The organism is Streptomyces sp. NPDC085944, assembly GCF_040686295.1.
Lineage (GTDB): Bacteria > Actinomycetota > Actinomycetes > Streptomycetales > Streptomycetaceae > Streptomyces > Streptomyces salinarius.
Map to the genome: position 1 here is coordinate 250476 of NZ_JBFBJX010000009.1, position 19003 is coordinate 269478.

Below are 19003 nucleotides of genomic sequence, written 5' to 3' on the forward strand. Positions count from 1 at the left end.
CCACCCGGGCCTCTCCTGGCCGCCCCCACCGGGGCCTTTGCCCCCGCCGCACCGGACCGCCGCCGACCCCGGCGAGCAGGAAGTACGCGACGGGCTCGACCGCGCGGGGAAGTGAGCGGACGGCCGGACCGGTGCCGGGATGGCGTCGGTCCGGCCCCGGGGTGCAGTCGGCTGCGCTCATCCCGCGAACGCGGGCTGCGCCACCCCCCGCCCGGCCCCCGGCACCACCAGCAGCGAGCCCGCCAGTGGGTGCGGGGCCGTGAGGCCGACCCGGGCGGTGGTGAGGTACAGGTCGGTGAGGTCCGGGCCGCCGAAGGCACAGGCCGTGACGCGCGGGACAGGGAGGGTGATCACCCGGTCCAGGTCGCCGGCCGGGGTGTAGCGGCGTACCGCGCCGCCGTCCCACAGGGCGACCCACACACAGCCCTCGGCGTCGACGCACAGGCCGTCGGGGAAGCCCGCGCCCTCCTCGACGGTGGCCAGGGGGCGGCGGTTCACGACCCGGCCGTCCGCGGCGACGTCGAAGACGTCGATGCGGCGGGTCGGGGTGTCGACGTAGTACATCAGCCGGCCGTCGGGGCTCCAGCCGGTGCCGTTGCTCACCGTCACGTCGTCGAGGACGGTCTCGGCCGTGCCGTCCCCGGTGAACCGGGTCAGTGTGCCGCCGCCCGGCGCCTCGTCGTAGCGCATGGTGCCCGCCCACAGGCTGCCGTCGGGTGCGACGGCGGCGTCGTTGCCGCGGCGGCCGGGGACGGGCTCCCGGAGCAGCCAGCGGAAGGTGTCGTCGGGGTCGAGCAGGCCGACGCCGTCCCGCAGGTTGAGGACGAGGCCGCCGCCCGCCCGGGGCTTGACGGCGCCCACGTGCTGATCGGTGCGGCGCAGCGTGCGCCGGCCGGTGGCCGGGTCGTAGGTGTGCACGCGGGAGTTCAGGATGTCGATCCACAGCAGGCGGTCGGTCGCCGGGTCCCAGGTGGGGCCCTCGCCGAGGGTCGCTTCCGCGTGGACGGCCACCTCGAAGGCCGTGCCGGACGTCGTCATGCCGCGCTCCTGTGGCCGAGCCGCTCGGAGAGGTCGGCGGCGCCCTTGACGGCCAGCTGCTCCAGTTCGGCGCGGCGTTCCTCGCTCCAGCGGATCATAGGCACCGAGATCGACAGCGCGGCGACGACACGGCCGGTGCGGTCGCGGACCGGGGCGGCCACGCAGGAGACGTCCGGGTTGGACTCGCGGCTCTCCACGGCGGTGCCCCGCTCGCGGATCGCGGCGAGGGCCTCGCGCAGGGCGGCCGGGTCGGTGATGCTGTTCGGGGTCATCGCGGTCAGCTCGGCGCCGTCGGGGAAGCGCGCGGCGACCTCCGGTTCGGGCAGCGAGGCCAGCAGCATCTTGCCGACGGACGTGCAGTGCGCGGGCAGCCGGCGGCCGGCCGCGGAGACCATGCGCACCGCGTGCGTGGAGTCGACCTTGGCGATGTAGATGACGTCCGTGTCCTCCAGGATCGCCACGTGCACCGTCTCGTCGCAGGTCTCGGCGACGGTCCGGGCGACCTGCTGGCCCTCCGCGGCGAGGTCGAGGTGCTCGGCGTAACGGGCGCCGAGCTGGTACGGACGCACGCCGAGCCGGTACCGTCCGGACTGCCCGGGGACCGGGACGATGTACTTGCGGGCGGCGAGCGTGGTGACCAGCTCGTGCACGGTGGTCCGCGGCAGCTGGAGCCGGCGCACGATGTCGGGGGCGGAGAGCGTGCCGTCCCCGTCGAGGAAGAGCTCCAGTATGTCGAGAGCCCGGGTCACGGCCGGCACGAGGCGTCCCATGTCCAGCCCCCTCCCTGAGTGTGTTCGAGATTTCAACAGGTGGTCGGAATAACGAACACAGGCTACTCATATCGCGTTTGCCTGGGCAATGGTCGGGTGATGATGGGTGCCATGCCGACCGGAAAGCAGTCCGCGGGCCCCTTCACCCCGCGCGACTTCCAGCTCGTCCTGCTGCGCCGCATGGCCGACCACAACCCCGGCCCGGTCGCGGACGCCCGCCGCGAGCTGGGCGCCTCCGTCGCGGACATGCGCGAGGCCAACAGGCGCTGGCAGGCGATGCTCCACTCACCCCGGTCCCGCTCGGCGGCCGCCCGGTACCGCTCCGTCCTGGGCGAGCCGGAGTCGGTGGCGCCGCGCCGGATCGGCGACCTGGAGTGCGAGGCCCGGCAGTGGGCGCTGCCCCTGTGGCCGGACCTGCGCTTCGAGGTGCTGGTCGCGGACAAGGGCGTCGTCTGGAACGAGTGGCTGGTGCGCGCCCCCGGCGCACCGGCGCCCGGCCTGCGCACCCTGGACGACCTCACGCCCTGGTCGTGCACGGTCGACGAGGCGGCCCGCGCCTTCGCCCCCGCCCGGCCGCTCCAGGGCTCGGCCCCGACCCGGTGGGGACTGGCCTTCACCGCCCCGGACCGGGACGGCGTACGACACGAGGTGGTCGCGGAGTTCACCTGGGGGTTGTTGCAGCGCCTGGTCGCCGACGGCTGAGCTGTACAACGCGGCGCTTCTCCCCCTGAACTCCGCGTGCCGTGCGGGAGGCTTACCCTGCCGTGAACTCGTACTGAACCTCGTAACGAGGACCGGCCTTCACCATGACGGTCACTTCAATGGGACGCTCGTCGTCGTGCACCGCCGGACCAGGACTCCAGCACCCAGAGCAGGTGCAGGTGCAGGTGCAGGTGCGGAGAGCGAACCATCCTTCTCATGCTCAACTATGAGCCATGAGAAGGAAGCAGAGCGGACACGCGTCGCACATGTTCCCCGCCCTCGCGGACGCCGAGGCGGCCCGGGACCGCCCCGCGCTGCGGTTCGGCGAGCGTTCCCTGACCTACGCGGAACTCGCCGCCGCGGCGGGCGCCACGGCCGGGCGGATCGGCGGCGCCGGCCGGGTCGCCGTCTGGGCCACCCCGGCGATGGAGACCGCCGTCGCCGTGGTGGCGGCGCTGCTGGCCCAAGTCGCCGCCGTACCCCTCAACCCGAAGTCCGGCGACAAGGAACTCGCGCACATCCTCACCGACAGCGCGCCCTCCCTGGTCCTGGCGCCCCCGGACGCCGAACTCCCGCCCGCCCTAAGCGCCCTGGAACGTGTCGACGTCGACGTGCGGGCCCGCGGGAGCCTCCCCGAGGACCGCGCCGACGAGGGCGACCCCGCGCTCGTCGTCTACACCTCCGGCACCACCGGCCCGCCCAAGGGCGCCGTCATCCCCCGGCGTGCCCTGGCGACGACCCTGGACGCGCTCGCCGACGCCTGGCAGTGGACCGGCGACGACGTCCTGGTGCAGGGGCTGCCGCTGTTCCACGTGCACGGGCTGGTGCTCGGCGTCCTCGGCCCGCTGCGCCGGGGCGGGTCCGTGCGGCACCTGGGCAGGTTCTCCACCGAGGGCGCCGCGCGGGAGCTGAACGACGGCGCGACCATGCTGTTCGGCGTGCCCACGATGTACCACCGGATCGCCGAGACGCTCCCCGGCGACCCGGAGCTGGCGAAGGCGCTCGCCGGGGCCCGGCTGCTGGTGTCGGGATCGGCCGCGCTGCCGGTGCACGACCACGAGCGCATCGCCGCCGCCACCGGACGCCGGGTGATCGAGCGGTACGGCATGACGGAGACCCTGATGAACACCAGCGTGCGCGCCGACGGCGAGCCGCGCGCCGGGACGGTGGGCGTGCCGCTGCCCGGCGTGGAACTGCGGCTGGTGGAGGAGGACGGCACGCCGATCGCGGAGCTGGACGGGGAGAGCGTCGGCGAGATCCAGGTGCGCGGCCCGAACCTGTTCACCGAGTACCTGGGCCGCCCCGACGCCACTGCCGCCGCCTTCACCGCGGACGGCTTCTTCCGCACCGGCGACATGGCGGTGCGCGACCCCGACGGCTGTGTCCGCATCGTCGGCCGCAAGGCGACCGACCTGATCAAGAGCGGCGGGTACAAGATCGGCGCCGGTGAGATCGAGAACGCGCTGCTCGAACACCCGGGGGTGCGCGAGGCCGCCGTCACCGGCGAGCCCGACCCGGACCTCGGGGAGCGGATCGTGGCCTGGATCGTGCCGGCCGACCCCGCCGCGCCGCCCGGCCTCGAGGCGCTGGCCGACCATGTCGCGGGCCGGCTCGCCCCGCACAAGCGCCCCCGCGTCGTCCGGCACCTCGACGCGCTGCCCCGCAACGACATGGGAAAGATCATGAAGCGGGCGCTGGACCGTGGCTGAGCGCCCGACCGCGCGGGAGTTCCTCGCCCTGGTCACCGACGACTCCACCTTCGCCGAACTCCCCCACCCGGACGGCCCCTGGCAGCCCGACGGCCCCCTCGGCTGGCCCGGTTACGACGCCTCGCGGGCCCGCGCCGCCGAGCGCACCGGCGAGACGGAGTCCGTCGTCTGCGGCACCGGCGACGTCGAGGGCACCCGGGCCGTGCTCGTCTCCTTCGAGTTCGGCTTCCTCGGCGGCTCGCTCGGCCACCGCACCGGCGACCGTCTTGAGGCGGCGCACGTGTACGCCCGTGAACACCGGCTGCCCGTGGTGCCGTTGGTCGCCACGGGCGGCAGCCGGATGCAGGAGGGGATGCTCGCGCTGACCCAACTGCAGCGGGTGGCCCGGCAGTCGGCGCATACCCGGGCGGCCGGTCTGGCGCAGATCGCGGTGGTGCGGGACCCGGCGACCGGAGGCGGCTGGGCGACCCTGGGCGCGGGCGCCGACGTGGTCCTCGCCCTGCCCGGCGCCCAGGTGGGCTTCGCCGGGTCGCGGGTCCGGCCGCCGGACGCCGACCCGGCGGCGTACACGGCCGAGGCGCAGGTGGCTGCGGGCAGCGCGGACGCCGTCGTACCGCCGGGGGAGCTGCGCGCGACGCTGGGGCGGTGGCTGCGGCTGCTGACGGCACCGTCCGACGCTCCGGCGCCGGTGCCTCAGCCGCTGGGCGCGCGGGACCTGCCGGCCGGCGGCTGGGAGGCGGTACGCCGGGCCCGCGCCCCCGAGCGCCCACGTGCGGGGGCGTACCTGGACGCCTACTTCACCGAACGGGTCGCCCTGTCCGGCGACCGCTGCGGCGGCCGGGACCCGGAGGGCATGCTGTGCGGCTTCGGCACGCACGCGGGGCGCACGGTCGCGTACGCCGCCCAGACGGGCGCGGCGACCCGGCCCGCCGGGTACCGCACCGCGACCCGGCTCGTCCACCTCGCGGACCGGCTCGGCATCCCGGTGCTGACCCTGGTGGACACGCCGGGCGCGGCCAACGACGCGGCGGCGGAGCGGCAGGGGGCGGGTCCGGCGATCGCGGATCTGTTCGGCGCCGTGGCCTCGGCGCGCACGCCGGTCACCACGCTGGTGATCGGCGAGGGCGGTTCGGGCGGCGCGCTGGCCCTGGCGGCACCGGGCAGCACCTGGGCGACGCCGGACAGCTACTTCTCCGTCATCGCGCCGGAGCACGCGGCGGCGATCCTGAAGCGCCCGCCGGAGGAGGCAGGGGTGACGGCCGGTCAACTGCGCCTGCGCCCGCAGGACTTGGCCGAGCTTGGCGTGATCCGAACAAGCGAGCAGTTGTTCCCTGGAACAGGTGATCGTCGCTCTGAAGAGCGCATGTGACTGCAGGGACCAACGATACTTACGGTGTGCAAGCAACGGGCTGCAGACCGTAGTTGACGCACATGTCCCACGTAGTCCCGGCGGGGCCCCACGGTCCCGCACACGAACAGCGCAAGGAGCTGCACGATCATGAACCTTCTCACCGACATCCTCGCCGGCCTCGTCCACTTCGTCGGCTGGCTGGTCTGACGGTCCGAGAAACCAGGCGGCGCCGCCTCCCCGTCCCAAGGAGGCGGCGCCGTCCGCGTGCGGCCGTTGGCGGGTGGCCCTACCGCACGGCCAGCGCCCGCACGATCTCCTGCGTGGCCGAGCCGCCCCGGTCGTCGCGCGCGGAGGCCCGCAGCGAGACGTGCTCCGCGTCGCGCGGCACGCTCAGCGTCCCGTGCCAGGACGCCTCCCCGTCACCGCCGCGCAGCCGGACCTGGTGCCAGCTCTTCCCGTCGTCGTACGACACCTCCAGCTTGCCGCCGCCGATCGTGCCGGTGTCCGCGGCGCCCGCCACGTACGCGGCGCCGAGCCCGATCCGCAGCTTCTTCCCGCCACGCACCTTCCCCGCGAGGTCGGTGTCCACGTCGAAGGAGAGGTTGATCAGCGGCAGGTAGGTCCACCGGTCCTCCGGCGTGGCGGCCGAGCGGAAGGTCCACTCCGCGTGGCCCTCGCTCGCGAGCGGCCAGCGCTTCGCGTCGAGCGCGGTGTCGGTGACGAGCCGGTAGGTGTGCTCGTCGGCGGGCATGTCCCACGCGTACGCGGCGGAACTCGGCCCCTGGTCGACCAGTTCGCCGTCCAGGTACACGGACGTGGTCTGGGACATGCCGCTGCCCTCGCTCCACACGTCGCCGAAGCCGGTGTGGTCGGGTCCCGAGTCGCCCCAGCCGGGCGCGTTGAACTGAAGCTGGTTGCCGGAGCGCTGCTGTCCCCAGCCGAGTCCGGTGCCGAGGTAGGGGTGCCACACCGGCTTGAACCAGTTCAGCTCCGCGCGCGAGCCGCCCCGGTACGCGGACAGTCCGCCGCGTTCCTCCAGTGCTCCGTCGGCGCTGGTCACGGTCTCGTGCCAGAGCTGGCCGGGCCCGGTGGACACGTACTCGGTGCGCTCCACAGGGTAGTCGATCCGCTCCCGGAAGCCGAGGCCGACCGGGAAGGTGTCGGTGATCGAGTACCGGAACTCCCCGCCGCTCGACGGTGCGTCGCCGTGGTACTTGGTGTGCAGCACGGCGAGGTCGCGGTGGCCCGGCGCGTAGGTGAGGTCCCGGTCGGGCACGGCGCCCTCGTGCCCTTCGGACAGGTCGTACACGTAGGGCGTGTCGCGGGTGCCGGTCATGTCGGCCCGTCCGGCCTCGCGCAGCCGGCGGGCGTCGGCCGCGTCGACCGTGGCGATCTGCAGCGGCCGGTCGGCGTTGTCGTCCGTGCCCCACCACGCCATCAGCCGGCCGGGGGCGTCGTCGGTCACGAACAGCGCCTCGACGCCCGCGTCCTGCGCGGCCCGGGCGAGCGCCGAGGGTTCGGTCCCGTCCGTGAGCCGGGCGAGCACCGCCTTGCCGCGCACGCCGCCCGGAAGGGGCCCGTCGCCGACGTCCCCCACGTCGACCAGCGGCAGCCGGGTGCGGCCCTCGACCAGGGTGCCGCCGGACTGGACGGTGGCCTCGCCGATCCCCTTCACCTCGAGGAGCGGCTTGCCGAGCCGCCACACGGTCCGGTACTCGAAGCCGCCCTCGGCGACCCTCTTCGTGGGCGCGGCGAAGATGCTGTCGTACGTCAGCGGCACCTGGACGGCGCCGAAGAGGTCGGAGCCGTTCGCGCTGCGGTCGTACTCCATGAGCAGCTGACGGGTCTCGGTGCGCTCGCGGACGTCGGCGCCGAGCTCGCGCAGTCGGCGTCCGTCCAGGGTGATCTCGCGGTCCCGGTCGACGACCACCTCCGGGGCGGCGAGGAAGCCCAGGCCGAGCGAGTCGGCGCCGTGGCTGCCGCGCACGTCGAGGAAGGAGGTCAGGCTGTATGTGCCGGGCTTGAGCCGGAGCTCCAGGGTGCCGGACTCCCCCACGTGGGCCGGGAAGGGGTCGATGCCCTCGGCGAGCTGCTGGACGGTCAGGTCGGCCGGCGTCGCGGCACCGGAGCGGTCCTTGACGTGCACGGTGAGCGTGTACCGCTCCTCCTCCTTGACCAGCCCGAACGCGGTGTGCGCGAGGGTGGTCCCGCTCGCGTCGGCCGCCACGATCCGCCCGCTCGTGGTGCCGACGGGCGCCTTGGCTCCGTCCCCGGTCACGGTGGTGGCGGCGGTGCCGTGCGCGGGCACGGTGAGGGAGGTGTCGGCGAGGGTGGCGACGCCCTCGGGGGCGCCCTTGACGGACAGCTTCAGCTCGACGTCCGTGTCGGAGGAGTTGGCGTAGGTGACGGTCCTGGTGACCGGCTCGTTGGCGTCGTACGGCCAGGAGTAGAAACCCAGGTCGGCGCTGCCGGTGGCGGTGACGTCGGCGTGGACGGCGCCCGGCACGCTGACCCGGCCCGCGCCCAGCCGGTAGGCGGAGGCGTCCAGCTCCTTCGAGGTGGACATCAGCGCGTCCTTGAGCCGCGCGCCGGTCCAGTCCGGATGCTCCTCGGCGAGCAGCGCGGCCACGCCGGCGATGTGCGGCGTCGCCATCGACGTACCGTCCATGCCGGTGTAGTCGCCGCTGCCCTCGGTGAGCCGGGAGCGGGCGGCGAGGATGCCGACGCCCGGGGCCGACAGGTCGGGCTTGAGCGCGTTGTCGCCGAAGCGGGGCCCGGCGCTGGTGAACCAGGCCGCCTGGTCGGCGGAGTCGACGGCGCCCACGGTGAGGGCGGTGTCGGCCGCGCCGGGCGAGCCTATGGAGGACGGGCTGCCGGTGTTGCCGGCCGCGATCACGAACAGGGCGCCGGTCTCGCGGGACAGGTTGTTCACGGCCTCGGCCATGGGGTCGGTGCCGTCGCTGGCCTCGGTCGAGCCGAGGCTCATGGAGACGATGTCGGCGTCCACGTCCCGGGCGGCCCACTCCATGCCGGCGATGATCTCGGACTCGCTGCCGAAGCCCTCGTCGGAGAGGACCTTGCCGACCGCCAGGGTGGCGCCGGGCGCGACACCCTTCTCCTTGCCGTCGGAGGCGGCTCCGCTGCCGCCCACGGTGGAGGTGACGTGCGTGCCGTGGCCGTTGCGGTCGGCGACCTCCTCGCCGGGTATGAAGCTCTTGCTCTCGGCGATCCGCCCCGTGAGGTCCGGGTGCCCGGCGTCCACGCCGCTGTCCAGCACGGCGACGGTGACGCCCTTGCCGGTCAGCCCGGCCTCCCAGGCCTCGGGCGAGCCGATCTGCGCGTTGGACTCGGCCATGGATGCGGTGACCCGCCCGTCGAGCCACACGCCGTCGATGCCGGCGCCGCGCCGGGTGAACTCCCGCCAGAAGTCCCGCCCCTTGTCGGCCTCGACGGCGGCCCCGCGCACGCTGGGCAGCGCCCGGGTCCGCTCGGCGCCCCTCGGGGTGGCGACCCGCGCGCTCCTATCGTAGGTCACGATCAGCGGCAGCTCGCCGGTCTCGGTGTCGGCGAGCCCCTGCTCCAGCAGTGCGCCGACGTCGAAGAGCCGCTCGTCGAGGCTGCCGTCGCGCAGGTACGGCAGGGCTTCGTCCGGTACGACGACGGTCCGTCCGCCGGAGCTGCTGGTCCGCACGGCTCCGGTGGCGCCCTCGGGCCGGTCGACCGTGATGGTCTTCCTGCCGCCGCCGAGCTCGGTGACGGTCACCCGGTCGCCGGTGACGAGGGTGACGGTGCGGGCCGCGTCGGCCGCGGAGGCCGTGCGCGGGGTGCGCGCCGGGTCGGGGGGCGGCTCCTGCGCCGCCGCCGTCCCGGCCGGCAGCAGCGCGATCACGAGCCCCGCCGACAGGAGGGTCGCCCCACGTCTGACTGGTCCTGTGCTCATCCACGTCTCTCTTCGTGTCGTCGTAGAGTGCTGTGACGAGTGCTGTGAGCAGTCTCAGGGGGCCTGCGGGACAAGGGAGTTGACCGAGCGCGGCGGAAAGCTGCCCTGGCGGGTTCCCGCCAGTGGCGCGGGCGGGGGCCGACGACGGGGCCGGACGGACAGACACCCCCCGTTCAGCGGCCCCCCCGCCCGGCCCCCTCCAGCAGGCGCACGGACGTGTCGCCGCGCATGATCGGTGCCACGGGCCGGCCACCGGACGGCCCGTCACGGTCCGCGCTCTCGGGAGGATTCGCCATGACCGCCAGTACTGCCAATACCGCCAGTCTGGAGGCGCTGCGCCGCTGCCACTTCGCCGTGGACCTGGGCGCGGCGCGGACCCGCGTGTACGTGAAGGGGGCGGGACTGGTCGTCGACCAGCCGTCCGCCGCGGCGGTCAACACCCGCACGGGCGCGCTCATCGCGGTCGGCGAGTTCGCGGAGAAGATGACGGGCCGCACCCCCGGCTACATCCGTGTCGTGCGTCCGGTCTCCGGCGGCACGGTCGTCGACATCGAGATGGCCCAGCGCATGCTGCGCCACCTGCTCGGCGACAAGATCCGCCGCGCCCTGCGCCGCAAGCCCCGGCTGCGGGCCGCCGTCTGCACCCCGCACGACGCGGACCCACTGTCGCAGCGGGCGGCGATCGAGACGTTGGTCGGGCTCGGCGCGCGCCGGGTGGAACTCGTCGACACCCTCATCGCGGCGGCGGTCGGCTGCGGACTGCCCGTGGAGCGGCCCGAAGCGACCATGATCATGGTGTGCGGTGCGCACGCCACGCAGGTCGCGGTCCTCTCCCTCGGCTCGATCGTGACCGCGGAGCGCATCCCGGTCGGCGGCGAGGCCGTGGACCACGCGATCGTGCAGCTGCTGCGCCACCAGCACGAGCTGGTCCTGCCCAGCCAGTCGGTACGCCCCCTGCAGCTCGCCCTGTCCGGCAACGGACTGACCCCGCAGGGCCCGGCGTCCACCGAGATCCACGGCCGGGACGTGGCGACCGGCCTGGCGCGCAGTGTGCGGGTCGACACCGCCACGGTGCGCAACGCCATCCAGACGCCGCTGACGGCCGTGCTCGACGGCATCGGCAAGGTGCTGCGGGACTGCCCGCCGGACCTGGTCGCGGACCTGGCCGACCGCGGGATCATGATGGTCGGCGGCAGCGCGCTGCTGCCGGGATTCGACCAGATGCTGCGTCAGGCCACCGGCATGCCGGTGCACATCGCGGAACGGCCCGACGTGTGCGCCGTCCAGGGCCTCGGCAGCATGCTGGAGGGCCGGGTCGAGCCGCTCGTCCTGCACCCGACGACCTCGGACCTCGGCGTCGGTGTCGGTGTCGGCGCCCGCTCCGGCTCCGGCGCAGACACGGATGCCGACCCGGACTCCGGCTCCGGCTCCGGCTCCGGCTCCGGCTCCGGCTCCGACTGATCCGTCGCCGTACGACCGAGGGGGCCGAGACGCCGGGGGACGGCAGGAAACCGAGGATGCCCGACGGATGACCGCGCAGCCCGCGCCCCGACTGACCCGTCTCCTCGAAGCGCTGCTGGGCACCGGCACCGACCTCGATCTGCGCGCCGTCCTGCGGCGCATTGTGGACGGCGCCGCCGAACTGACCGGCGCGGGCGGCGCGGCCCTGGTGGTCACCGACCCCCGCGAGGGCGGCCTCGCCGGGATCCGCACCCCCGGCCCGGAGCCCGCACCGGGGACGGCACCCCTGCTGCGGGTGCCGGTCCACGTCCGGGAGGAGGAGGTCGGCGAGCTGCGGTTGACCGGGCGGCCCGGCGCGGGTCCGTTCACGGTCGGGGACGAGCAGCTGCTGCGGGTCCTGGCCACCCAGGCCGGCATCTCCATCGGCAACGCCCGGCTGTACGAGACGGCCCGGCAGCGCGAGCGCTGGATCGAGGGCACGGCGGCGGTCACCACGGCGCTGCTCACCGAGGAGGGCACCGACGCCGCGCTGAGCACGGTGGCCGAACGGGCCCGGCTGCTCGCCGACGCCTCGGCGGGTGTCATCCTGCACCCGACCGCCGAGGGCGGCATGGAGATCGTGACCGCCTCGACGCCCGACGACCCGGACGGCATGGTCGGTGCCACCATCACGCCGGGCAGCCCGGTCCTGGAGCAGCTCCTCGGCGGCGAGCCGGTGTTCATCGACGACTCGGCGACCGACCCGCGCATGACGACCCACGTACGGCACCGGTTCGGGCCGAGCATGATGCTGCCGCTGCAGGCGAGCGGCCGGCTCATCGGCACCCTCGCCCTGCCCCGCCGTCGCGGCGGGCGCCCCTACACGGACGTGGAACGGCTGCTCGCGACGCAGTTCGCCTCGCAGGCGGCGCTCGCCCTGGTCCTGGCCGACGCCCGCCGGGGCCGGGAGCGGCTGGCGGTCTACGAGGATCGCGACCGCATCGCCCGCGACCTGCACGACCTGGTGGTGCAGCGACTTTTCGCCACCGGCATGATGCTGGAGTCCACGCGACGCAGGCCCGGCGCGCGGGAGGTGGACGACATCCTGGGCCGGGCGGTGGACGAACTGCGCTCCACGGTCCAGGACGTGCGCACCACCATTCTCGCCCTCCAGCAGCCCCCGGCCGAACCGCCGACGGGCCTGCGCGGCAGGGTCCTGCGCGAGACCGCGGCCGCCGCCGCCCGGCTCGGCTTCGCCCCGTCCACCCGCTTCCTGGGCGCCGTCGACACCCGGGTGCCCGACCGGGTCGCCGACCGCCTCCTCACGGCCCTCCGCGACGCCCTGGCGGGCGCCTGCGCACGTCCGGGCGTCTCCCGCGTCGAGGTCACCGTGGAGACTCCGGCCATGTCGCCGGAGCGCCGGGAGGGCGTACGCCTCAGGGTCGCCGACGACGGCGAGGGCGGCGAGGGCGGCGAGGGCGGCGAGCAAGGCGGCACGACGGTCACCTGGTGGGCACCTCTGTAGCGGACGGTGGCGTCGCCCCGGACCGGGTACTCGGCCGACGACCCGACCGGCAGCAGGAGGTACCGCCATGAGCGAGCCCACCCCGTCGCAGGCCGAGGGCGAACGCGACGACGAGCCGGACACCCCCGACGTGCCGCACAGCACGCCCTCGCAGGCGGAGGGCGAACGTGACGAGGAAGACGAGAGCGTCGGGCAGGCACCGGAACCGGAATCCCGGTGACGCGGCACCACCGCAGACCAGAAGGTTTCTGCAGAGTTGGTGCGGAGTGGGGCGGGTGGGACTCGAACCCACGGCCGACGGATTATGAGTCCGCTGCTCTAACCGGCTGAGCTACCGCCCCGAAGCGGCGTGTCGCGTACACGTGTACGCGCCGTCTGCCGCAGCATAGCCGCTCATACGATCTCCTGCCTCGGATGGTCGGCTTCCACGGCTGCCTTCATGACCTTGAGGACTCCGCAGCGTGCCGCGCGGTTCCCGGGACTCGGGACGGACATGAGGGCACATGAAAAAGGACCCCGGAGGGTCCTCGTTCACGGTGCTCCCCCGACTGGACTCGAACCAGTAACCTGCCGGTTAACAGCCGGCTGCTCTGCCAATTGAGCTACGGAGGACCGAGCTCCCCGGACTGGACTCGAACCAGTAACCTGCCGGTTAACAGCCGGCTGCTCTGCCAATTGAGCTACCGAGGAATGTCGGTGTCGCATCGAACGCGTCTGCCTGGGTATTCGCCAGGGGGCGCGCGCTCGCTGCGACACATACATTAGCGCAAGCAGGGGGGTGCTCCGCCAATCGGTACTCTCCAGCACCCCGGAGCCAGTGAAGGGAAGGGTGGCCGCCATGCGTTACCGGCTCACATTCGTCGTCGGACTAGCGGTGGGCTACGTGCTCGGCACGAAGGCCGGGCGGGAGCGTTACGAGCAGTTGCGGAAGTCAGCGCAGCAGGTCGCGCGGAACCCGGCCGTGCGCAACACCGCGGAGTCCGCCGCCCAGCAGGGCAGGCACTTCGCCGACAAGGCGTACCACGTGGTGAGCGACAAGGTCGGTGACCGGATGCCCGACTCGGTGGCCCACCGGGTCCGCTCGCTGCGGGAGCGCGGCACGAACGGCAACGGTCCGGACGACTGGGGCACGAGCAACACCTGAGCCCCCCCGGGCGGTACGGCCACCGCACCCGGTGCGGCAGAATTTCGGGTATGGGGATAGTCGCCGGGTTGGACAGTTCGCCCGATTTCACTCGTATCGTCGTCTGTGATGCGGACACGGGTGCCGTGCTGCGCCAGGGCTACGCGCCGCACCCGGTGGAGAGCCCCGAGGGCGGGGGCCGGCCGGCGGACGTCGATCCGCAGGCCTGGCTGCTGTCCCTCGGGGAGGCGGCCGGCGGCGGGCTCCTCGAGGGCGTGCAGGCCATCGGCGTGTCGGCGCAGGCCAACTCGGTCGTGCCGCTGGACGCGCAGGGCAACACCGTGCGCCCGGCGATGGTCGGCGGCGACAAGCGTTCGCAGGTCGCGGCGGCCGACCTGATCGACGCGCTCGGCGGGCGCGAGGCGTGGGCGCAGGCCGTCGGCTCGGTGCCGCAGACCGCGCAGCCGGTGACGAAGCTGCGCTGGCTGGCGCGGAGCGAGCCGGAGGCCGCCGCGCAAACCGCCGTACTGCTCCAGGCCCACGACTGGCTGGTGTGGCAGCTGCTCGGGCGGCCGGCGCGCCGGACCACGGACCGGGGCGGTGCCTCGGGCACCGGGTACTGGTCGGCGGCGACCGGCGGTTACCGGCCCGACCTGGTGGAGCTGGCGCTCGGGCACCAGGCGGTGCTGCCGGAGGTGATCGGCCCGTCCGACGCGGCCGGTACGACGCCGGAGGGGCTGCTGATCTCCGCTGGGACCGGCGAGACCCAGGCCGCGGCCTTCGGGCTCGGGATCGGGCTGGGCGACGCCGTGGTGTCGCTGGGCGCCTCCGGCTCCGTGATGGCCGTGCACACCGAGCCGCTCGTCGACCAGTCCGGGATGATCACCGCCCTCGCGGACGCGACCGGCATGCACCTGCCGGTCGTCACCACCCTGAACGCCGTACGGACCCTGCGCGGCACCGCCGAACTGCTCGGTGTGCCGGACCTGGAGGGTCTGTCCGAGCTGGCGATGAAGTCGACCCCCGGGTCGCACGGCCTGGTGCTGCTCCCTTATCTGGAGGGCGAGCGGACGCCGAACCTGCCGCACACCGCCGGGACGCTCGCCGGTCTCAGGCGCGAGTCGATGAAGCCGGAGCACCTGGCGCGGGCCGCGTTCGAGGGCATGCTGTGCGGTCTCGCCGACGCCCTGGACGTGCTGCGGCTGCGCGGTGTGGACGTACGGCGGGTGTTCCTGCTGGGTGCGGCGGCCGAGTTGCCGGCCGTGCAGGCGGCGGCGCCCGCGCTGTTCGGGACGCAGGTCGTCGTGCCGCAGCCGGCGGACTACGCGGCGATCGGCTCGGCCCGGCAGGCGGCCTGGGCGCTCGGCGTCTCCCAGGGCACGCTGGACCCGCGCACTCCCCCGGCCTGGCAGGGCGCGGTGGCGCAGGTGCTGGAGCCCGGCGAGGAGCTGGCGGTGGGGCAGGCGGTGCGCCAGCAGTTCGTGTCGGTGCGCGAGCAGACGCACCCGGGCGCGCTGTGACCCGGGGGCCGCATCGCTCGTGACGTGACCCCTCGTAGGCCGGAATTTGCCGTGCTCTTGGGTTAATCGGTTGAGGTAACGCGGGTGGAGTGTTCGACGATAGGGGCCAGGGGCAACCAACCGCGGCCCCTGTCGCCGACTCCGAGAGACTCAGTGTGCTCATACGACTACTGCGGACCTATCTCAGGCCCTACAAGAGACCCATCGCCCTGCTGGTGGCGCTGCAGTTCCTGCAGACCTGCGCCTCCCTGTACCTGCCGACCCTGAACGCGGACATCATCGACAACGGTGTCGTGGAAGGTGACTCGGGCTACATCCTGAGCTACGGCGCCCTGATGATCGGCATCTCGCTGGCCCAGGTGGTCTGCAACATCGGTGCCGTCTTCTACGGCGCGCGCACCGCCGCCGCGCTCGGCCGGGACGTGCGCGGTGCCGTCTTCGACCGGGTGCAGTCCTTCTCGGCGCGCGAGGTGGGCCACTTCGGCGCGCCCTCGCTGATCACGCGGACCACCAACGACGTGCAGCAGGTCCAGATGCTGGCCCTGATGTCGTTCACGCTGATGGTGTCGGCGCCGATCATGTGCGTGGGCGGCATCGTGATGGCGCTCGGCCTGGACGTGCCGCTGTCCGGGGTGCTGCTCGGGGTCGTGCCGGTGCTGGCGATCTGCGTCACGCTGATCGTGCGGAAGCTGCGCCCGCTGTTCCGGAAGATGCAGGTGCGCCTGGACACGGTGAACCGGGTGCTGCGCGAGCAGATCACCGGCAACCGCGTCATCCGCGCCTTCGTGCGCGACGAGTACGAGCAGCAGCGCTTCCGGAAGGCCAACACCGAGCTGACCGAGGTGTCCCTCGGCACCGGCAACCTGCTGGCGCTGATGTTCCCGGTGGTCATGACGGTGGTGAACCTGTCGTCGATCGCGGTGGTCTGGTTCGGCGCCCACCGGATCGACAGCGGCGGGATGCAGATCGGCGACCTGACCGCGTTCCTCGCCTACCTCATGCAGATCGTCATGTCCGTGATGATGGCCACCTTCATGTTCATGATGGTGCCGCGCGCGGAGGTGTGCGCCGAGCGCATTCAGGAGGTCCTGGGGACCGAGAGCAGTGTGGTGCCGCCGGTGGCGCCGGTCACCGAGCTGCGCCGGCACGGGCACCTGGAGATCCGGGAGGCGGGCTTCCGCTACCCGGGTGCCGAGGAGCCGGTGCTCAGGAACATCGGCCTGGTGGCCAAGCCGGGTGAGACCACCGCCGTCATCGGCTCGACCGGCAGCGGCAAGTCGACGCTGCTGGGCCTGGTCCCCCGCCTGTTCGACGCCACCGAGGGCGAGGTGCTGGTCAACGGCGTGGACGTGCGCACCGTCGCCCCGAAGACGCTGGCCAAGGTGGTGAGCCTGGTGCCGCAGAAGCCGTACCTCTTCGCCGGCACCGTCGCGACGAATCTGCGGTACGGCAATCCGGACGCCACCGACGAGGAGCTGTGGCACGCGCTGGCGGTGGCGCAGGCCAAGGAGTTCGTCTCCGAGCTGGAGGGCGGGCTCGACGCGCCGATCGCGCAGGGCGGCACCAACGTGTCCGGCGGTCAGCGCCAGCGGCTCGCCATCGCGCGGACGCTGGTCCAGCGCCCGGAGATCTACCTCTTCGACGACTCCTTCTCCGCCCTCGACTACGCCACCGACGCGGCGCTGCGGGCCGCGCTGGCCCGGGAGACCGCCGAGGCCACGGTGGTCATCGTGGCGCAGCGGGTGGCGACCATCCGGGACGCGGACCGGATCGTCGTGCTGGACGAGGGGCGGGTGGTCGGCGTGGGCCGGCACCACGAGCTGATGGCGGACAACGAGACCTACCGGGAGATCGTGCTCTCCCAGCTGACGGAAGCGGAGGCTGCCTGATGGCCGGGCCTGCGGGTCGCATGATGGCCGGGGGCGGCCCCGACCAGCGTTCGATGGACTTCAAGGGGTCGAGCAAACGGCTCCTCGCCCAGTTCCGGCCGGAGCGGGCGACGCTGTTCACGCTGCTGGCCTGCGTGGTCGTCAGCGTCGGCCTCAACGTGGTCGGGCCGAAGATCCTCGGCCGCGCCACCGACCTGGTCTTCGCGGGCATCATCGGGCGGGACATGCCGTCCGGGGCCACGAAGGAGCAGGTCCTGGACTCCATGCGCGAGCACGGTGACGGCAACGTCGCCGACATGCTCCGCAGCACCGACTTCACCCCGGGCCAGGGCATCGACTTCGGCGCGGTGGGTCAGGTGCTGCTCCTGGCACTGGCGACCTTCGCGGTGGCCGGTCTGCTGATGGCGGTGGCGACGCGGCTGGTCAACCGCACGGTCAACCGGACGATGTTCCGGCTGCGCGAGCACGTGCAGACGAAGCTGTCCCGGCTGCCGCTGTCCTACTTCGACCAGCGCCAGCGCGGCGAGGTGCTGAGCCGGGCGACCAACGACATCGACAACATCCAGCAGACGCTCCAGCAGTCGATGGGCCAGCTGATCAACTCGCTGCTCACCATCATCGGCGTGCTGGCGATGATGTTCTACGTCTCCTGGATCCTGGCGCTGGTCGCCCTGGTGACCGTGCCGCTGTCCTTCGTGGTGGCCACGCGGGTGGGCAAGCGGTCGCAGCCGCAGTTCGTGCAGCAGTGGCGCTCGACGGGTGCGCTCAACGCGCACATCGAGGAGATGTACACGGGGCACGCGCTGGTGAAGGTGTTCGGGCGGCAGGAGGAGTCGGCGAAGCAGTTCGCCGAGCAGAACGACGCGCTGTACGAGGCCGGGTTCAAGGCGCAGTTCAACAGCGGGATCATGCAGCCGCTGATGATGTTCGTGTCCAACCTGAACTACGTGCTGGTCGCGGTGGTCGGCGGTCTGCGGGTGGCCTCGGGCCAGCTGTCCATCGGCGACGTGCAGGCCTTCATCCAGTACTCCCGGCAGTTCTCGATGCCGCTGACGCAGGTCGCGTCGATGGCGAACCTGGTGCAGTCGGGCGTGGCGTCGGCGGAGCGGATCTTCGAGCTCCTGGACGCCGAGGAGCAGTCGGCGGACCCGATTCCGGGCGCCCGCCCCGAGGACCTGCGCGGCCGGGTGGAGCTGGAGCACGTCTCCTTCCGCTACGACCCCGAGAAGCCGCTGATCGAGGACCTGTCGCTGAAGGTGGAGCCGGGCCACACGGTCGCCATCGTCGGGCCGACGGGCGCGGGCAAGACGACCCTGGTCAACCTGCTGATGCGGTTCTACGAGGTGACCGGCGGGCGGATCACCCTGGACGGCGTCGACATCGCGAAGATGTCCCGGGACGAGCTGCGGGCCGGCATCGGCATGGTGCTCCAGGACACCTGGCTGTTCGGCGGCACCATCGCGGAGAACATCGCGTACGGGGCCTCGCGGGAGGTCACCCGCGGGGAGATCGAGGAGGCCGCGCGGGCCGCGCACGCCGACCGGTTCGTACGAACGCTGCCCGACGGCTACGACACGGTGATCGACGACGAGGGCACGGGGGTGAGCGCGGGTGAGAAGCAGCTGATCACCATCGCGCGGGCGTTCCTGTCCGATCCGGTGATCCTGGTGCTGGACGAGGCGACGTCGTCCGTGGACACCCGGACGGAGGTGCTGATCCAGAAGGCGATGGCGAAGCTGGCGCACGGACGGACGTCGTTCGTGATCGCGCACCGGCTGTCGACGATCCGGGACGCGGACACGATTCTGGTCATGGAGGACGGGGCGATCGTGGAGCAGGGGGCGCATACGGAGCTGCTGGCCGCGGACGGTGCGTACGCACGGCTGTACAAGGCTCAGTTCGCGGAGGCGGTGGCTGAGGTGGGGTGAGCGGTGGCTGAGGTGGGAGCGGTGGGTGAGGTGGGGTGAGGGGTTGCCCCGCGTCGGGGTGCCGCGCC

At 73.2% G+C, this 19003-nt stretch carries 13 protein-coding genes, 3 tRNA genes and 1 pseudogene; 10 read left to right on the top strand and 7 right to left on the bottom strand.

The window, feature by feature from the left end:
* Positions 1 to 177 precede the first annotated feature (177 nt).
* Together AB0P07_RS20145 and AB0P07_RS20150 are read right to left on the bottom strand one after the other, a co-directional pair.
* Entirely contained in the window at positions 178 to 1038 is an 861-nt protein-coding gene (locus AB0P07_RS20145) for an SMP-30/gluconolactonase/LRE family protein (RefSeq protein ID WP_365552383.1), read from the bottom strand.
* The gene (locus AB0P07_RS20150) at positions 1035 to 1808 is read right to left on the bottom strand and encodes an IclR family transcriptional regulator (RefSeq protein ID WP_052842408.1); all 774 of its coding nucleotides are present in this window, start codon (positions 1806 to 1808) and stop codon (positions 1035 to 1037) included. Before AB0P07_RS20150 ends, AB0P07_RS20145 begins: the two co-directional genes overlap by 4 nt.
* 99 nt (positions 1809 to 1907) lie before the next feature.
* Between AB0P07_RS20150 and AB0P07_RS20155 the strand changes: the two genes are divergently transcribed.
* Positions 1908 to 2510, top strand: a complete 603-nt coding sequence (locus tag AB0P07_RS20155; protein WP_365552385.1) for a hypothetical protein — start codon at positions 1908 to 1910, stop codon at positions 2508 to 2510.
* 52 nt (positions 2511 to 2562) lie between these two features.
* On the opposite strand, the pseudogene AB0P07_RS20160 reads toward AB0P07_RS20155, so the two are convergent.
* Positions 2563 to 2646, bottom strand: a pseudogene (locus tag AB0P07_RS20160) (GntR family transcriptional regulator); the annotation flags it as partial.
* Positions 2647 to 2743: 97 nt separating this feature from the next.
* Here AB0P07_RS20160 and AB0P07_RS20165 point away from each other — a divergent pair.
* Positions 2744 to 4219, top strand: a complete 1476-nt coding sequence (locus AB0P07_RS20165; protein ID WP_365552387.1) for an acyl-CoA synthetase — start codon at positions 2744 to 2746, stop codon at positions 4217 to 4219.
* Positions 4212 to 5588 carry a carboxyl transferase domain-containing protein gene (locus AB0P07_RS20170; RefSeq protein WP_365552389.1) on the top strand — a complete coding sequence of 459 codons (1377 nt, stop codon included), beginning with the start codon at positions 4212 to 4214 and terminating at the stop codon, positions 5586 to 5588. Before AB0P07_RS20165 ends, AB0P07_RS20170 begins: the two co-directional genes overlap by 8 nt.
* A gap of 268 nt (positions 5589 to 5856) precedes the next feature.
* Here the strand turns inward: AB0P07_RS20170 and AB0P07_RS20175 are convergent, their stop codons facing one another.
* Positions 5857 to 9510 (bottom strand): S8 family serine peptidase, encoded by a 3654-nt coding sequence (locus AB0P07_RS20175; protein WP_365552391.1) that lies wholly within the window; start codon positions 9508 to 9510, stop codon positions 5857 to 5859.
* A gap of 294 nt (positions 9511 to 9804) precedes the next feature.
* Here AB0P07_RS20175 and AB0P07_RS20180 point away from each other — a divergent pair, with 294 nt between their 5' ends.
* The 3 genes from AB0P07_RS20180 to AB0P07_RS20190 all read left to right on the top strand — a co-directional run bounded on the left by AB0P07_RS20180 (position 9805) and on the right by AB0P07_RS20190 (position 12695).
* On the top strand, positions 9805 to 10971 hold the full coding sequence (locus AB0P07_RS20180; RefSeq protein WP_365552392.1) for a rod shape-determining protein: 1167 nt from the start codon (positions 9805 to 9807) through the stop codon (positions 10969 to 10971).
* Positions 10972 to 11038: 67 nt separating this feature from the next.
* On the top strand, positions 11039 to 12475 hold the full coding sequence (locus AB0P07_RS20185) for a GAF domain-containing protein (RefSeq protein ID WP_365552394.1): 1437 nt from the start codon (positions 11039 to 11041) through the stop codon (positions 12473 to 12475).
* A 67-nt stretch (positions 12476 to 12542) separates the two neighbouring features.
* The gene (locus tag AB0P07_RS20190; protein WP_176155353.1) at positions 12543 to 12695 is read left to right on the top strand and encodes a hypothetical protein; all 153 of its coding nucleotides are present in this window, start codon (positions 12543 to 12545) and stop codon (positions 12693 to 12695) included.
* A 47-nt stretch (positions 12696 to 12742) separates the two neighbouring features.
* Here the strand turns inward: AB0P07_RS20190 and AB0P07_RS20195 are convergent.
* The 3 genes from AB0P07_RS20195 to AB0P07_RS20205 form a co-directional block, all read right to left on the bottom strand.
* Positions 12743 to 12816 (bottom strand) — tRNA-Ile (locus AB0P07_RS20195).
* A gap of 198 nt (positions 12817 to 13014) precedes the next feature.
* A tRNA-Asn gene (locus tag AB0P07_RS20200) sits at positions 13015 to 13087 on the bottom strand.
* Between the two features lie 5 nt (positions 13088 to 13092).
* A tRNA-Asn gene (locus AB0P07_RS20205) sits at positions 13093 to 13165 on the bottom strand.
* 148 nt (positions 13166 to 13313) lie between these two features.
* On the opposite strand from AB0P07_RS20205, the gene AB0P07_RS20210 reads away from it, so the two are divergent.
* From AB0P07_RS20210 to AB0P07_RS20225, 4 genes are all read left to right on the top strand, one after another.
* Positions 13314 to 13619, top strand: coding sequence for a YtxH domain-containing protein (locus AB0P07_RS20210; RefSeq protein WP_365552396.1), 306 nt, complete (start codon positions 13314 to 13316; stop codon positions 13617 to 13619).
* A gap of 50 nt (positions 13620 to 13669) precedes the next feature.
* Positions 13670 to 15118 carry an FGGY family carbohydrate kinase gene (locus AB0P07_RS20215; protein ID WP_365552397.1) on the top strand — a complete coding sequence of 483 codons (1449 nt, stop codon included), beginning with the start codon at positions 13670 to 13672 and terminating at the stop codon, positions 15116 to 15118.
* Between the two features lie 155 nt (positions 15119 to 15273).
* Complete coding sequence (locus AB0P07_RS20220; protein ID WP_365552399.1) at positions 15274 to 17007, top strand: ABC transporter ATP-binding protein; 1734 nt, start codon at positions 15274 to 15276, stop codon at positions 17005 to 17007.
* Positions 17007 to 18935 (top strand): ABC transporter ATP-binding protein, encoded by a 1929-nt coding sequence (locus tag AB0P07_RS20225; protein ID WP_365552401.1) that lies wholly within the window; start codon positions 17007 to 17009, stop codon positions 18933 to 18935. Before AB0P07_RS20220 ends, AB0P07_RS20225 begins: the two co-directional genes overlap by 1 nt.
* Positions 18936 to 19003: the final 68 nt, after the last annotated feature.